Origin of the sequence: Thioalbus denitrificans (assembly GCF_003337735.1) — a bacterium.
Lineage (GTDB): Bacteria > Pseudomonadota > Gammaproteobacteria > DSM-26407 > DSM-26407 > Thioalbus > Thioalbus denitrificans.
Window position 1 is genome coordinate 234,576 of the sequence record NZ_QPJY01000004.1, and the last position, 15,303, is coordinate 249,878.

Consider the following 15,303-nt stretch of genomic DNA (forward strand, 5'->3'; position numbering starts at 1 on the left):
CTCCAGGGTGAACGGACGTCCCGGGCGGCTCAGGCCGAGGCGGCGGCCTGGACCGGGTCGATGCGCTCCATGACGTAGCAGAGGCAGTCCTGGCGGATCACGGTGGCGTCGAGGGTCAGCATCGAGGGCATGAGCGGCCGCAGCAGCCGGACCTGGCCCTGGGCCAGGCCGAAGTAGCGGGCGGTCACATTGCGCCCCGCCTCGTCCACGGCGACGAGGCCCGTTCCCCGGGTCCCTTCGGGCCGGGTGGCGAGTACCGTGTCGGCCGGCAGTTCACGGAAATTCAGGTGGTCCATGTCCCCCGGGAAGCAGAGGGACTCCCCGCACTCGCCGAAACCGAAGCGCAGCCCCTGTTCCACCTCCACCCGGGCCACGGTGTGGAACAGGTCGAGGTCGTGGGCCGCCACCGGGTGCTCGGGCAGGGCCGCCAGGTGCAGGCAGGCATCGAGAAAGTCGGTGGCCCGCTCCACCCCCAGGGGGTCGCGGGACTTGCCGCACTCCAGGGTCACCGCCGGGCACAATTCGGCGAAGGCCCGCGACTGTACCGTGTCCGGCTGGGTGAAATAGACCACGGTACGGCCGAACAGCGCCGCCAGGTGCAGGAACCGGTGGTCCAGGTGGTTGACGCAGCCGTAGTGGGGATTGACCCCGGTGTTGTTGTGCACGTCGACGCTGACAAAAGGGCGGCGCGGACGCATCTCCTCGATGACCCGGCGGGCCATGGCGTGCTCCGGGGTGGGACCGGGCTTCCAGATGCGGTTGAAGTCGGGCTGTCCGGGCAGATGACGGAGCCCGTCGCGGGCGGCGGCCACGTTGCCGATGAAAACCGACAGCGCCCGCGGCAATTCCACCCCCACGTAGCGGCGCAGCAGCGCCTGCAGGGCCAGCAGGCCGCTGACCTCGTTGCCGTGCAGCAGGGTGGAGATGAACAGCGGCTGTTCCCGGCGCCCGGGAAGATGGATCAGGGTCGGGCCGTCGAGCACGCGATGCAGATCGAGCGGATCCACATCCAGCAGCCCCGGCGGCAGCTGGTCGATGACGTTCAGCATAAAACTCCCCATTCATGCACGGGCAGTCCCTGCTGCTGGTGCTCGAGGTAGGCCAGAGTGAGGGCCTCCATGTCGCGTCCATGGCGGGCGACATAGTCGAGCTGCCACTGGGCGCCCGTGCGCCCGGTGCGGGTGCGGGCCTCGATGATATCCAGGCACTCGTCCGTGTCACCGGGGTCGATGTCGAGCCGCTGCAGGCCCTTGCGGGCGAGCGGCAGAAGCGTTTCCAGCACCAGGGCGCGCAGCGGCACCTCGCGCCCGTCGAGCCAGCGCACCTGGGCGGCCAGACCGTAGCGGGCGGCGGCGTAGAAGTTCTCCCGCGCCGTCTGGAAATCGATGCGCGCCTCGGGCGGTTCGGGCGCGGCGGCGAGCGCCTGCGCCAGGCCGTAGTAGAAGGCGGCGTTGGCGATGGCGTCCGGAACGCTCGGACCGGCGGGGATGACCCGGTGCTCGATGCGCAGGTGCGGCGTGCCGTCCCCGTCGAAGCCGATGAGCGGCCGGATCCAGCGCCAGATGGTGCCATTGTGGAGCCGCAGGTGGTAGAGCCGCTCGGGCGGCTCGGACTCGCACATGGGCAGGAGCACAGGGTAGCAGTCCCGGTTCTCGGCGAACAACTCGAACAGGCTCTCGCGCACATAGCCGCTGCCGAAGGTGACCCGCGGGTTGGGACCGCCGCCGGCCTCCTCCCCGCCCACCGCCACCGCCTGCTCGAATACCGGTACGCGGGTTTCCTGCCACAGTTTGCGGCCGAACAGGAACGGCGAGTTGGCGGCCACCGCCACGGTGGGCGCGGCGGCCACCACCGAGGCGTTGAACAGGCGCGCGGCGGACGCTTCCGGGGTCTGCAGATGGAGCTGGAAAGAGGTGGTGGCCGCTTCCAGCATCACATCGGGCTGGCGGATGCGGAGCAGTTCCGCGCCGCGCACCTCCAGCTCCAGGGGCCGTCCCTGGCGCAGCCGCAGCACCTGCTCGTTGAGGGCGCGGTAGCGCTGCAGGGGTGACATGCTGTGGAGCCCGAGATCCTCCTCGCGCAGGCTGGGCAGGGTGCCAATCATGGCCAGCCTGGAGCCGAAGCGGGACGCGACCTCGTTGCACCGGGCCCAGATGGCGTCGAGGGAATCGCGCATCCGCCCCAGCGCCGCGCCCTCCAGCGGCCGCTGACGGGTATTGATTTCGACGTTGTAGACGGAGAGTTCGGGAACCACCAGCGGGCTGCCGAGCGCATCGAGGTACTCGGCATTCATGGCCGCGGGCCGTCCGTCGGCGCTCACCAGCCACGCCTCCAGCTCGAATCCCGCCACGCAACCGGTGGTGTCGAAACGCGCCTCCCGGAACCATGTCTCGAGCAGTGCGGTCTCCTCGGCGAGCCGGGTCCCGAACTGCTCGAAATCCTGGCGCCGGAACCGGCTCGTACTGATCTCCTGGCCCATGCCCGCCCCGCTTCGTGTTGTATTGTTGTAATGCCGCCGTGGTCACCCGCCATCGGCGCTTCACCGGGTGACCGTCGGCAACGTCGCTACAGCGGTCCGCTCTGGTTAGAATGTTGCCTCTCTACACCCTGCAGGGCAATGTAAAATCAACACCATGGCTACATGCGACATCACGGGCATCATCCTCGCCGGCGGGCGCGGCACCCGCATGGGCGGCCGCGACAAGGGGCTGGTGGCGCTGGCGGAGCGCCCACTGGTGGCGCACGTGGTGGACCGCCTGCGGCCCCAGGTGGAGACCATCGTCATCAGCGCCAACCGCAACCGTGAGCGCTATGCCGGCCTGGGCTACCCGGTCGTCGCCGATGCCACGCCCGATTTCCCCGGCCCGCTGGCAGGCATCGCCAGCGCGGGCGCCATGGCGGGGACCCGGTGGCTGCTGGTCACCCCCTGCGACACGCCACACCTGCCCACCGACCTGGCGGAGCGCCTCCTGGCGGCCTGCGCGGCACAGCACCGCCCCCTTGCCGTCGCCCACGACGGTGCGCGCCTGCAGCCACTGTTCCTCCTGCTTCGGCGGGAGTTGCTGGTCGACCTTGACGCCTTTCTCGCCGGCGGCGGACGGGCCGTCTACCGCTGGCTGGATTCGCAGCAGCCCGCGCAGGCCGATTTCTCCGACTGCCCGGCCGCCTTCGGGAATCTCAATGCACCCGCCGACGACGATCGCCTGGCGGCTCACCACACGACCGAGGAAACGGCTACCACATGAGTGATCTCGACGCCCCCGTGCCGCTGCTGGGCTTCGCCGCCTGGAGCGGCACGGGCAAGACCACGCTGCTGTGCGCCGTGCTGCCCCGCCTGCGCGCGGCGGGACTGCGGGTGGGTCTGGTGAAGCACGCCCATCACCACTTCGACATCGACCATCCGGGCAAGGACAGCTACGAGTTGCGCCAGGCGGGCGCCGGCCAGGTGCTGGTGGCCTCGCGCCACCGCTGGGCGCTCATCCGGGAGACTCCCGAGTGCGGCAGCGACCCGGCGCTCGATGCGCTCATCGGGCAACTGGATCTCGGCCGGCTCGACCTGGTGCTGGTGGAAGGATTCCGCCACCTGCGCTTCCCCAAGATCGAACTGCACCGCCCCGTGCTGGGCAAGCCACTGCTCTACCCCGACGACGACTCCATCATCGCCATCGCCCACGACGGGGTGATCGATCCGCCCCCCTCCATCCCCAGCCTCTCCATCAACGAACCGGAGGCGGTGGCAGAGCTCATCATTCGCTACGTCAGGGAATGGAACCGCTGACCGGATCGCGGCTCGCCCGCTGCCCGGCTGCCGTTTGCGCCGGCGCCGGAATGTCGGGGTCGCACACTTTCCGGGTACGCCGGCAGCACCCCCGGATGCGCGGCAGGCCACTGCCGGCAACGCCTTTCACCACACACATCGCTGTTGTCCACAAATCCTGTGGATAACTTTGTGGATGCCTTGCGGAAACATGACGCAACTGCCCGTCAGCCGGTCGGCCGCAACAAATTGGTCAAAATTTGACCGACCGAATGGTTCAGACAGAAATCAACAAGTTACACTCGCATTATCATCAAACCCCGGGGGCCGGATTCCGATGCGTGACCGTTCCATGACGGTTCGGGGCGGGATGTGCAAAAAGCTGCCACATGTCAACCAGCGGATGGTGATTCGTGCGGATACGGAACCGCAACGCCGAGGTGTCTGGGCAGACAGGGGAAAAAGCGGGGCTACGGCGGCATCCGGACCGGGGAACGGGGATCGCGGGAGTGGAAAACACGGATTCATGGACAGTCCCGGCGCCGCCCCGGCCGGAACGGCGCTTGCCGGTCCCGCCTCCGGCCGGGCCTTGATCGGCGACTCACCCGGGGGTCAGGTCTTCGCCCTGCGTCGGCGGGTTGATCGGGTCGTCGCCGGCTTCTTCTGCTTGCGCGCGTATTGACGTTCGAAGGCCGCCTCGGCCTGGGCCAGCATCCTCTGCCGGGAGGCGTTCTTGCGGGCCGTCTCCCGCTCCAGCGCCTCGCGGGCTTTCTGATAGGCAGCCTGCTCCGCGGACTTGAGCTGGTTGCGGAACTCCGTGGTCAGGTCGCGAATCTTCTGCCTGAGCGCCCGCTCCTTCTCGGTGGCCGCGCGTCGGATCTCCTTCATCCGCTCCTTCGCGGCCCGCTCACGCGCCGCGGCGCGCTGCAGGGAGGCGCGGAGCCGTTCCCCGGTCGCGGTCTTCTTCGGAGCCGTCTTCTTCGGAGCCGTCTTCTTCGGAGCCGTCTTCTTCGGTGCTGCCTTCTTCGGTGCTGCCTTCTTCGGTGCTGTCTTCTTCGGTGCCGCCTTCTTCGGCGCGGGATTCCGACTCGCAGCCCCGGCAGCTGCCGAGGTCACTGTATTCGTACGTTCTCTCTTCGCCATTCCGACACTCCTCGTTCGCGGGAACCCTGTGCAAATCTGTAATGAGTTAAGCACAAAGATCCAGGCTGAGCGAAAAACCCCCTGTTTTCCCGGCATCTGCGCCCTACATAGACACCTTCACCGGCGAGGTTGGTGCTACCATGAATCCCGAACTCCATTACCGACCGCGTCCATGCGCAACCCGATGCTGCCCGATGAATGCGAACTGCTCGACCCGTTGCCGGCACCGTCGGCACGGGCACTGTTCAGCGGAACGTTCGAGGGCAGGCGCGTGCGCTGGTCGGCGTGGATCGAGGCGCTCGGCACCCCCGATCCCGGTGCCCCGGAACCCGCTTACCTGGAGGTGGGTGACTCCCATGACGGTCTCCGCACCCTGCATATAGGGCTCCCGGTGGCCGTCATCGATGGGCCGACCCTGTTCAAGACCGTGATCATGGTGCGTCAGTACAAGGCCCTGCGACGAGGTCGCCAGCCCTTCGCGCGCACTCTTGCGCCATCCCCGGCACAGCCATGAAGCCGCTCATCCATCCACGGCTGGTCAACGATCCTTTCGGTGATCCGGGTCTCTACGTGGAGCTGCTGTTCGAGCACCGCGCCCTGCTCTTCGATCTCGGCGACATCCGTGCGCTCGCTCCGCGCCAGTTGCTGCGCGTCAGCGACGTGTTCGTTTCCCACACCCACATGGATCATTTCATCGGCTTCGATCACCTGCTGCGAATCCTGCTCGGACGCGAGCGGAACGTCCGTCTCTACGGACCGCGGGGCTTCATTGCCCAGGTGGAGCACCACCTCGGCGGCTACACCTGGAACCTGGTGGGCAACTACACCGGGGAACTGGCTTTCGAGGTCACCGAGATACTGGATTCAACCACGGCCAGACGGGCGCGATTCGCCTGCCGCAGCGGCTTTCGCCGGGCGGCGGACGCCGAGTTGGAGCTGAGCGGCGGCATGCTGCTGGCGGAGGACGCCATCGAGGTGAGCTGCACGCTGCTGGATCACGGCACGCCGAGCCTCGCCTTCAGGCTCGCCGAGACCAGTCACCTCAATGTCTGGAAGGACCGGCTACAGGCGCTGGGGCTGCCCACCGGCGGCTGGCTGCGCGATCTGAAAGCGGCGGTACGCGCCGGCGCGCCGCCGGAGACGCCCATCACCATTCGCTGGCACGAGGCCGGGGTACCGCGCGAGGTCCGCCACACGCTCGGCTGGCTGCATGACACCCTGCTGCGCGAGGCTCCCGGACAGACGCTGGTCTACGTGGCCGACTGCGCGGCCACCGACGCCAATGCCGGGCGTATCGTGGCGCTCGCCCGCAGCGCCGACTGGCTGTGCATCGAGTGCACGTTCCTGGAGGAGGATCGGGATCACGCCGCACGCAAGTTTCACCTCACCGCCGCCGATGCCGGACGGCTGGCCCGTGAGGCGGGCGTGAAACGGATCATTCCCTTCCACTTCTCACCCAAGTACGAGGCGCGCCCGGAGGCCCTGGAGGCGGAGCTCTACGCGGCGTTCCTGGGGGCGGCCGAGGGGTAAGGACATCTCCGCCCGTGGCGCGCGGCGATGGCAAGAGGATACCGGCGCCGTACTCAGAGCAGCTGCATCTCCTGCTCGTCCTCGAGCTTGAACAGCTGCTTGGTGATGCCTATGGCCACGGTGACGAAGTTGTCGATATCGCTCAGTCCATCGCTGTTGCCGAGCACCTTCTCGCCGCTGGCGGCGATTACCCGCAGGCGGTGGGAACCCTGTTCCCGCTCGCCCGGCGGGTTCGCCTCGCTGGTGACGAACAGGTCCGGCTGCGCCTCGCCATCCCGGGTCAGGGCCATGATCCAGGTGTAGTCGTGGCCGTCGAGGCTGGCCACCTCGCCGAGCACCACCAGCCCGTACTCGCCGAGCTGGTAGCGTCGCTTGGGAATTGCCGTGCCGATGCGGGGTGCGTCCATCCTCAGTCTCTCCAGGCAGGTTCACTCTGCGTGGATTGAAACACAGCCGGGCCACCGGCTGCCACCGGCCCGGGCCCTGGCAAAACCCCACGAAGTCTCCCTCTATCCACGGGCACCGAGCCGCTACAATTTAGTGTACTGCTTCACTCTTGGAGGTACTTTCAGAGCCCCCCGAAAGTGCCAGGACAAGGCGCAGTGCGCAGGCAATGGTTGTTCCCTTGTCAAGCGCTGCAACGCCGTCATGGTGCTTTCGGGGGGCTCCCTGCGGGCGAGCCGCCGGCCGGCCATCTGCGGCGTTGCGCTTGCTTGAAAGGGGGCCTGCCATTCCTGCGCAAGCGCGCCTTGCATCTGACCGGCCGGCGACTCGCTGAATGTGCCTCCAAGAGTGAAGTAGTACACTAGGTCATGGAGCTGCGCTTTCTCGACAGCCTGGAGGAGATCCCCGCCACGACCTGGAACGCCCTGGCCGGGATCGACCACCCCTTCACCCGCCACGAGTTTCTCGCGGCGCTGGAGCGACACGGCTGCGCCGGCCCGGAGTTCGGCTGGCGCCCCCATCACGCGGTGCTCTACCGCGACGGCGAGGCACTGGCCGCCGCACCCTTCTACCTGAAGTCCAACTCCTATGGCGAACTGGTGTTCGACCATGCCTGGGCCGACGCCTACCGGCGCCACGGCCTGGACTACTACCCCAAGCTGGTGAACGCCGTGCCCTACACCCCCGCCACCGGGCCCCGGCTGCTGCTGGCCGCAGGCGCCGATCGTTCCGTGGCCGAGGCCCTGGTGCACGGAATCATCGAAGCCTGCGAACGGCACGGGATCTCCGGTGCGCACTGGCTCTTCCCCCGCCCCGAGGCGATGGCGCTGTTCACCGGCGCGGGACTCATCCCGCGGCTCGGCTGCCAGTTCCACTGGAACAATCCCGGCTACCGCGACTTCGAGGATTTCCTCGACACCTTCAGCGCGGCCAAGCGCAAGAAGGTGAACCGGGAACGGCGGCGGGTCCGGGATCAGCGGGTGGAGATCGAGGTGGTGCGCGGCGACCGGGCCGACGAGTCCCAGTGGGCGCAGATGGACGCCTTCTACCGCCGCACCTTCGACGACAAGTACGGCGTTCCGACCCTCAACCTCGGTTTCTTCCTCGAGGTGGCCGAGCGGATGGGCGAGCAGGCCCTGCTGGTTTTCGCCCGGCACGAGGGACGCACCGTCGCCGGCGCGCTCAACTTCATGAGCGGCGATACCCTCTACGGCCGCCACTGGGGCACCACCGGCGACTACCACAGCCTCCACTTCGAGGTCTGCTACTACCAGGGCATCGAGTACTGCATCCGCGCGGGGCTGCGGAGTTTCGAACCGGGCGCCCAGGGCGAGTACAAGGTCAGCCGCGGCTTCGTCCCCACCGCGACCTGGTCCGCCCACTGGATCCGCGATCCCGCCTTCCGCGCCGCCATCGAGCGCCACACCCGCCAGGAACAGGCCTACGTCGAGGCCTACATGGCCGAGATGAACGCCTCCGCGCCCTATAAAAACATCATCTGAATCTCTTGAACCGCAGATTGGCGTGAATTGACGTTGATTCTCCGCCACTGGACGAACCTTTGTCGTTACGCCTGGCGTGGAGCGTCGTATGAGGTCGACCTGTCGCGAACCGCAAATGCAGTGAACCCGGTCCCTGGGTGGCGTCGGCACCGTCGGGGATCTGCCGCCCCCGGATGTGCGCTTCCTTTCGAACCCCCCATCCCGGCAACACACTGATCGCCGTCTTGCAAACAATCAGCGCGAATCAACGTCAATCTGCGGTAAGCATGCTCTTCATGCCCCCGCCAGGCGGCGGCGCAGGTTGACGAGGATGGCGGCGGTGGCGCCCCAGATGTGAAAGTCGGGGTAGTCGAGTACGAAGTACTCGCGCAGCTCGCCACGGTGGCGACGCTGTTCCCTGCGGTAGTTGCCGGGTTTCAGGACATGGTGGAGCGGCACCTCGAAGACCGCCTCCACTTCGAAGGGATCCGGTGCCGGTATGAAGCCGGGGGTGACGATGCCCACCACGGGATGGACGAGGAAGCCGGTGATGGTGGCATAGGGTTCGAGCTCACCCACCACTTCCACCTGGGTCGGGGCGAGCCCCACCTCCTCCCAGGTTTCGCGCAGTGCCGTCGCCACGGGGTCGGCATCGTGGGCCTCCACCCGCCCGCCGGGGAAACTCACCTGCCCGGCATGATCGCGCAGATGCCGGGTGCGCTGGGTGAGCAGCACGGTCATTCCGGCGGGATGATCCACCAGCGGCACGAGCACCGCGGCCTGGACCAGCGGGGCGCTGGCCGGGGGCCTCTCGCGCAACGGCACATCACCCTCGATGCCGGGTTCGGCGGCCTGCTGTAGTAGCTGGATGATCTGCAGACGCATGTTCGTGACCGCTCGCCACCTCAACGGAATGCCTATCCTGACATCATAACCTGATGCGGGTTCCAGGACGGCCTGGCGGAAAGGGATTACTAGCAACCTGTCGGACTTGAGGCTGCCAGGGGCGTTTCAGCGCTGACGCTCGAGTTCGGCCTCGATGCGGGCGAGCGGTACCGGCGCCCCGCGCCCGATGCCCTCGCAGCGCCGTGCCTCCTGCTCCCAGGCCTTGCGGGTGGCCACCACTTCGGGCCAGAAGGGATAGGTCCGGCACTGCAGGGGGCGGACCGGGTAGATGCGGCAGCGCCCGTCGGCGCCGAGAAACACGCAGCGCCCCGGCTCGGCACCCCAGGCCAGAACCGTTTCCTCCTCACCGGTCCGCGCGAGGTAGCGGCGCCGGAACCAGGCCGTGGAGAGACCGAGATGGTGGCGGATGGCTTCGGCCTCACCCGGTTCCAGGAAGACATGGCTCTCCTCGGTGCCGGTGCAGCAGGCACCGCAGCCGGTGCACTCGAAACGCAGCGTTTCGCGCCGATGGAACGGCTGGGTGTAGAGGGAACTGGTTCGTTTCGCCATGGGGCGCTACCGGATACGTGCCGCTAGGGAGAGAGCGACAGGATACCCACTGCGCACCGCCGCGGGTATCGCCCCGCGCCGGCACTCAGGCCAGGGTGATGGAACCGTCGAGATAGACGTCCTGGATGGCATTGAGGAGCTTCACCCCCTCGTCCATCGGCTTCTGGAAGGCCTTGCGCCCGGAGATGAGCCCCATGCCGCCGGCACGCTTGTTGATGACCGCGGTCCGCACGGCCTGGTGCAGGTCGTCCTTGCCGGAGGCGCCGCCAGAGTTGATCATCCCCACCCGGCCCATGTAGCAGTTGGCCACCTGGTAGCGGACCAGGTCGACGGGATGCTCGGAGGTGAGTTTCTCGTACACCCAGGGGTGGGTCTTGCCGAACTGCAGGTGGGTATAGCCGCCGTTGCAGTCGGCCTGCTTCTGCTTGACGATGTCCGCCCCGATGGTGGAGGCCAGGTGGTTGGCCTGGCCGGTGAGATCGGCCGCGGTGTGGTAGTCCACCCCGCCCAGCTTGAAGTTGGGATTGCGCAGGTAGGCCCAGAGGACAGTCACCATCCCCAGGTCGTGGGCCAGTTCGAAGGCCTCGCTCACCTCCTGGATCTGCCGCCGCGACTCCTGCGAGCCGAAGTAGATGGTGGCGCCCACCGCCACGGCGCCCAGGTCGAAGGCCTGCTGCACGCTGGCGAACAGGGTCTGGTCGTGCATGGCGGGATGAGTGAGCAGCTCGTTGTGGTTGATCTTCACCAGGAACGGGATGCGGTGGGCGTAACCGCGTGCCACCGAGTGCAGCACCCCCAGGGTCGAGGCCACGGCATTGCAGCCACCCTCGATGGCCAGCCGGCAGATGGTTTCCGGGTCGAAAAAGGCCGGATTGGGCGCAAAGGAGGCGCCGCCGGAGTGCTCCACGCCCTGGTCGACCGGCAGGATGGAGAGGTAGCCGGTTCCCGCCAGGCGGCCGGTGTTGAACAGCAACTGCAGATTGCGGAGCACCGTTGGCTTGAGGGCCTTGGCGGAAACCACCCGTTCCACGTAGTCGGGTCCCGGGGCATGAATCTGCTCCGCGGGTATGCCTGAACAGCGGTGCTTGAGCAGGTTTTCAGCCTCGTTACCGAGCAAACCAACAATATCCGTCATGGGTACTCTCCGCGCGTGGGTAACATCCATCCTGACCGGGCGAACCGCCGGCCGCAGCGGCAGCGGGAATCCCCGCACAGCCCCGGGCTGACGCGACGCCGCTCCCTGTCTTCCCTGAAACCTCCGTGGCCGACCAGCGGCTTCCGGACGCCTACTCGACCTTCACCGTCCGCCGCCGGGCACTCTCCACCTTCGGCAGGGTAAGCTCCAGCACGCCGTCGGTGAATTTCGCCTTGGCCTTGTCGCCATCCACCGCGGCGGGCAGGCGCAGTGTGCGGCAGAACCCGCCGCGATGTATCTCGCTGCGGTAGTAGTTCTCGCCCGACTCCTTCTGCTCGTGCTTCCGGCTGCCGCGGATGGTGAGGGTATCCTCGCCAAGGGTGACTTCCAGGCCGTCCTTCGTGACCCCGGGCAACTCGGCATGCACCACCAGTTCCTTGTCGCGGTCGACGATGTCGACCCGAGGCATCCGCTCCTCCAGCGTCGCCAGGCGCGGCATCTCGGGCCAGTCGAACAGCGACGACCGCATCAGTCCGCGGCGGAAGAAGCTGTCGAACAGGCGATCGAACTCGTCGAAAGGCTCCATCAGGCCACCGCGCCGGCCGGCCAGCTGGAGTTCCTGTTCCGGCGCCTTCGATACTTTCAACTCCTTCTCCTTGCGTTTTTCGGCCATGTCACAGTCCCCCCGTGAACCGCCCCCTCCACCCCCTCTGGGTGTCTCCGTGCAGATCCTGTCAGAGGAGCACAGGGCGGTAATGACGATTGTTGTCCTCTGCACAAATGAAGCATAGACAACCGTCATCAGCCTGCAACGGGAGGCCGCGACGGCCGCCCTTGGCTTCACCTCGCCCGTGCCGCGAAACAGGCCCGCACCCACAATCGACGTAGCGACTGCGGCCGCCGAACGTCGCCCGGGTTGTGGCAGGAGGAAGATCGGGAAGGGAATTGAAGAATGCGGTCCGGGTCAGGGATCACCGCTCAGCTCGCGCAGGGCATCGAGCAGCAGGCGCCGGTGCTCGAGGCGAGTATAGTCGTCGCTGACGGCGTTGCCGGACTGTATGCGTCGTTCCAGTTCGTCGATTTCCCGGCGCAGTTCCGCCGGTGTCGGTTCAAGGCCCGATCCGGGAAGCTCCAGGACCCCCTCGCGCGCGTCCATTCCGCCCCCTCCTCATGCTCTGGTTGTGCGCCGGTCCGGCCGGCGGCTGTTGTTGTTTGTGCTGTTGTTGTTTGTGATACCGCGCCCCTCCCGGACGCAATCGGTTTTGTATAGCAAACCCCGGCCCGTCTCTCCAACACCCGGCAAGCGGATGGGCACCGAATTTAACTGTTGCCATAATTAACGAGAATCGTTATCGTTTGCATTGTCAGTTACAACACTGCTGGAGGAAGCCTTAGTGAAAACCGTCCGCACCCTGCTGCTGGCCTGCCTGGCCCTGTCCGCGCTGCCTGCATCCGCCGCCGACGAGGTGATCGTCTACTCCGCCCGCACCGAAGAACTGATCAAGCCTCTGTTCGATGCCTACACCGGGAAGACCGGAGTCGAGATCCGGTACATCACCGACAAGGAGGGGCCGCTCCTGGCCCGGCTGCAGGCCGAGGGCGAGAATACCCCGGCCGACATGCTGATCACGGTGGATGCCGGCAATCTCTGGCAGGCAGCCGAGCGCGGGGTGCTGGCGCCCTACGCCTCCGGGACGCTGGAGACCCATGTGCCCGCCCACCTGCGCGACCCGGAGAATCGCTGGTACGGTCTCTCGGTCCGGGCCCGCACCCTCGTCTACAGCACCGAGCGGGTGGATCCCGCCAGTCTTTCCACCTACGAGGCGCTGGCCGATCCGGCCTGGAAGGGACGGCTGTGCCTGCGTACCTCGAAGAAGGTCTACAACCAGTCCCTGGTGGCCATGATGATCGCCCGCCTGGGGGAGGAGCGCACCGAGGCCGTCGTGCGTGGCTGGGTGGCGAACCTGGCCACCGCGCCCTTTTCCAACGACACCCAGGTGATGGAGGCCATCGCCGCCGGCCAGTGCGACGTGGGCATCGTCAACACCTACTACTTCGGCCGGCTGCAGAAGAAGGAGCCCGGCATCCAGCTGGCCCTGTTCTGGCCCAACCAGGCCGAGAGCGGCGTGCACGTGAACGTCTCCGGCGCCGGCATCACCCGCCATGCCAAGCACCGCGAGGCGGCGGGAAAACTGCTGGAGTGGCTCGCCTCCGCCGAGGCCCAGGGACTGTTCACCAGCCTGAACATGGAGTACCCGGTCAACCCGGAGGTGGCGCCCGACCCGGCGGTGGCCGCCTGGGGCGGATTCAGGGCCGATCCGGCCAACGTGGCCGAGGCCGGCCGCCTGCAGGCGCAGGCGGTGATGCTCATGGACCGGGCCGGTTACCGCTGATTCCATGACCGCCGCAACCGCCGTGAACGCAGCCCGCGCTGCCCGGCGCGGGCTGCGCCGTGTCCCGGCCTGGCGCCTGGCCGCCCTGGGCCTGGCCGGCGTGACCGCGGTGCCGCTGCTGGTGGTGTTCGCCGCCTGGCTGACACCGGAGACCGAGATCTGGCGCCACCTGGCCCGCACGGTGCTGGGCGGCCTGGTGAACAACACCCTGGCGCTCATCGCCGGGGTGGGCGCGGGCGTGCTGGTGCTGGGAGTGGGGCTCGCCTGGCTGACCGCCCGCTGCGAGTTTCCCGGGCGCCGCTTCTTCGACTGGGCCCTGATGCTGCCGCTGGCGGTGCCCGCCTACGTGCTCGCCTTCGTGGTCCTCGGGCTGCTCGATTTCAGCGGCCCGGTGCAGACCGGGCTGCGGGGGATGCTGGGCCAGGATCTGCGGCTGCCCGAGGTGCGCTCCGCCGGCGGAGTCATCGCGGTGATGACTCTCGCCTTCTATCCCTACGTCTACATGCTCACCCGCGCCGCCTTCCTGGGGCTGGGGCGCGGCACCCTGGAGGCCGCGCGCCTGCTCGGGCTCGGCCCCTGGGCCACCTTCTTCCGGGTCGCCCTGCCCACGGCCCGCCCCGCCATCGTCGCCGGCCTGGCATTGGCCCTGATGGAGACCCTGGCCGACTTCGGCACCGTGGCGGTGTTCAACTTCGACACCTTCACCACCGCCATCTACAAGGCCTGGTTCGGCCTGTTCAACCTGCAGGCGGCCGCCCAGCTCGCCACCTTCCTGCTGCTGTTCGTGGCGCTGGCCCTCTATGCCGAGCGACGCCTGCGCGGCGGCGCCCGCTACCACGAGGGCGGACGCGGGGCGCCCGCGCCCCGCGTCCGGCTGCGGGGCGGGCGCGCCACCCTGGCCGTGACCGCGGCGGCACTGGTGTTCGGACTGGCCTTCGTCGTACCCATGGTCCAGTTGCTGATCTGGGCCGTCGACGCCATGGGCGATCTCGACCGCCGCTACCTGAACCTCCTCTGGCACACGCTGGGACTCGGCGGCAGCGCGGCGCTGGTGACGGTTTCCGCGGCCCTGGTGCTGGCCCATGCCCGCCGGGTCGACGGTGATCCGCTCACCCGCGGCGCCGCCGGGCTGGCGACCCTCGGCTACGCCCTGCCCGGCTCGGTGCTGGCGGTGGGGGTGATGCTCGCCTTCACCGCGCTGGACAACGGCCTCAATACCCTCTCCCGCCTGGTCACCGGCGAGGCCCACGGCCCCCTCCTGGCCGGCTCCCTTGCCGGACTGCTGCTGGCCTACCTGGTCCGGTTCATGGCCGTGGCCTACGGGCCGGTGGGCAGCGCCCTGGAGCGGCTGCGCCCCAGCCTGCCGGAGGCGGCGCGCTGCCTCGGCGCCGGGCCGCTGGAGGTGCTGCGCCGGATCCACCTGCCCCTGCTGCGCCCCGGGCTGCTCACCGCGGCCCTGCTGGTGGCCGTTGAGGTGATGAAGGAGATGCCCGCCACCCTGCTCCTGCGTCCCTTCGGCTGGGACACCCTCGCCGTGCGCATCTACGAGCTGACCTCCGAGGGCCTGTGGGAGCGCGCCGCCCTGCCCGCCGTCACCCTGGTCCTCGCCGGCCTGCTGCCGGTGGTCCTGCTGGTGCGCCGCTCGGCGGGAAATTGATATCGAATTGAATAGACAGGATTAACAGGATGGACAGGATTGAGAGTGGTTCAGGATTTTTCAACTGCATGATGGGCGACTGGCAATGGGAGCTTTACATATGGCCACACCCTGCATCACAAAAACTCACAGCAGCCTGTCTTTCGGGCTCAACCATCGGTGCGATCCGTGTAACCTGCGGAGAACAGGTTTCGTTTTTCATCCTGTAATTCCCGCGGATTCAACTCACTAGTGCAACCGGTGGGTTGATCCCGAAAAATACCTGGTTCGGCGTTTTCATTCCAAGGCATTTGCGGGGGCGGTTGTTC

General features: G+C 67.6%; 16 protein-coding genes. 7 read left to right on the forward strand and 9 right to left on the reverse strand.

The genetic code is table 11. The annotated features are described in order from the left end of the window. Nucleotides 1-29 precede the first annotated feature (29 nt). Complete coding sequence (locus DFQ59_RS11045) at nt 30-1,049, reverse strand: M14 family metallopeptidase (RefSeq protein WP_114279753.1); 1,020 nt, start codon at nt 1,047-1,049, stop codon at nt 30-32. After that, nucleotides 1,043-2,479, reverse strand: coding sequence for a glutamate-cysteine ligase family protein (locus DFQ59_RS11050; RefSeq protein WP_114279754.1), 1,437 nt, complete (start codon nt 2,477-2,479; stop codon nt 1,043-1,045). The genes DFQ59_RS11045 and DFQ59_RS11050 overlap by 7 nt, the downstream gene beginning before the upstream one ends. 154 nt (nt 2,480-2,633) lie before the next feature. Between DFQ59_RS11050 and mobA the strand changes: the two genes are divergently transcribed. Together mobA and mobB are read left to right on the forward strand one after the other, a co-directional pair. Beyond that, on the forward strand, nt 2,634-3,245 hold the full coding sequence (mobA, locus tag DFQ59_RS11055; protein ID WP_114279755.1) for a molybdenum cofactor guanylyltransferase MobA: 612 nt from the start codon (nt 2,634-2,636) through the stop codon (nt 3,243-3,245). Next, nucleotides 3,242-3,778, forward strand: coding sequence for a molybdopterin-guanine dinucleotide biosynthesis protein B (gene mobB / locus DFQ59_RS11060; protein WP_114279756.1), 537 nt, complete (start codon nt 3,242-3,244; stop codon nt 3,776-3,778). Before mobA ends, mobB begins: the two co-directional genes overlap by 4 nt. Nucleotides 3,779-4,369: 591 nt before the next feature. On the opposite strand, the gene DFQ59_RS19860 is transcribed toward mobB, so the two are convergent. Continuing rightward, nucleotides 4,370-4,900, reverse strand: a complete 531-nt coding sequence (locus DFQ59_RS19860) for a hypothetical protein (RefSeq protein ID WP_170142132.1) — start codon at nt 4,898-4,900, stop codon at nt 4,370-4,372. 172 nt (nt 4,901-5,072) lie between these two features. On the opposite strand from DFQ59_RS19860, the gene DFQ59_RS19865 reads away from it, so the two are divergent. Both DFQ59_RS19865 and DFQ59_RS11070 read left to right on the forward strand, forming a co-directional pair. Then, nucleotides 5,073-5,414: a hypothetical protein gene (locus tag DFQ59_RS19865; protein WP_170142133.1), complete on the forward strand. Its 342-nt coding sequence runs from the start codon at nt 5,073-5,075 to the stop codon at nt 5,412-5,414. Next, nucleotides 5,411-6,430, forward strand: coding sequence for a ribonuclease Z (locus DFQ59_RS11070; RefSeq protein WP_114279758.1), 1,020 nt, complete (start codon nt 5,411-5,413; stop codon nt 6,428-6,430). The genes DFQ59_RS19865 and DFQ59_RS11070 overlap by 4 nt, the downstream gene beginning before the upstream one ends. Nucleotides 6,431-6,483: 53 nt before the next feature. Here DFQ59_RS11070 and DFQ59_RS11075 read toward each other — a convergent pair whose 3' ends face one another. Next, the gene (locus DFQ59_RS11075; RefSeq protein ID WP_114279759.1) at nt 6,484-6,837 is read right to left on the reverse strand and encodes a hypothetical protein; all 354 of its coding nucleotides are present in this window, start codon (nt 6,835-6,837) and stop codon (nt 6,484-6,486) included. A gap of 405 nt (nt 6,838-7,242) precedes the next feature. Between DFQ59_RS11075 and DFQ59_RS11085 the strand changes: the two genes are divergently transcribed. Continuing rightward, nucleotides 7,243-8,376 carry a GNAT family N-acetyltransferase gene (locus DFQ59_RS11085; protein WP_114279761.1) on the forward strand — a complete coding sequence of 378 codons (1,134 nt, stop codon included), beginning with the start codon at nt 7,243-7,245 and terminating at the stop codon, nt 8,374-8,376. 273 nt (nt 8,377-8,649) lie between these two features. On the opposite strand, the gene DFQ59_RS11090 is transcribed toward DFQ59_RS11085, so the two are convergent. The 5 genes from DFQ59_RS11090 to DFQ59_RS11110 all read right to left on the reverse strand — a co-directional run bounded on the left by DFQ59_RS11090 (nt 8,650) and on the right by DFQ59_RS11110 (nt 12,101). Continuing rightward, entirely contained in the window at nt 8,650-9,240 is a 591-nt protein-coding gene (locus DFQ59_RS11090; RefSeq protein WP_114279762.1) for a CoA pyrophosphatase, read from the reverse strand. A 126-nt stretch (nt 9,241-9,366) separates the two neighbouring features. Then, nucleotides 9,367-9,810: a YkgJ family cysteine cluster protein gene (locus DFQ59_RS11095; protein WP_114279763.1), complete on the reverse strand. Its 444-nt coding sequence runs from the start codon at nt 9,808-9,810 to the stop codon at nt 9,367-9,369. Nucleotides 9,811-9,895: 85 nt separating this feature from the next. Beyond that, on the reverse strand, nt 9,896-10,945 hold the full coding sequence (locus DFQ59_RS11100; RefSeq protein ID WP_114279764.1) for a class I fructose-bisphosphate aldolase: 1,050 nt from the start codon (nt 10,943-10,945) through the stop codon (nt 9,896-9,898). A gap of 151 nt (nt 10,946-11,096) precedes the next feature. After that, a complete protein-coding gene (locus DFQ59_RS11105) occupies nt 11,097-11,618 on the reverse strand; it encodes an Hsp20/alpha crystallin family protein (RefSeq protein ID WP_245937256.1) in 522 nt (173 codons plus the stop codon). Nucleotides 11,619-11,909: 291 nt separating this feature from the next. Beyond that, nucleotides 11,910-12,101, reverse strand: coding sequence for a hypothetical protein (locus tag DFQ59_RS11110; RefSeq protein WP_114279765.1), 192 nt, complete (start codon nt 12,099-12,101; stop codon nt 11,910-11,912). A gap of 238 nt (nt 12,102-12,339) precedes the next feature. Here DFQ59_RS11110 and DFQ59_RS11115 point away from each other — a divergent pair, with 238 nt between their 5' ends. Together DFQ59_RS11115 and DFQ59_RS11120 are read left to right on the forward strand one after the other, a co-directional pair. After that, on the forward strand, nt 12,340-13,338 hold the full coding sequence (locus tag DFQ59_RS11115) for an extracellular solute-binding protein (protein ID WP_114279766.1): 999 nt from the start codon (nt 12,340-12,342) through the stop codon (nt 13,336-13,338). 4 nt (nt 13,339-13,342) lie between these two features. Then, nucleotides 13,343-14,995: an ABC transporter permease gene (locus DFQ59_RS11120; RefSeq protein WP_114279767.1), complete on the forward strand. Its 1,653-nt coding sequence runs from the start codon at nt 13,343-13,345 to the stop codon at nt 14,993-14,995. Nucleotides 14,996-15,303: the final 308 nt, after the last annotated feature.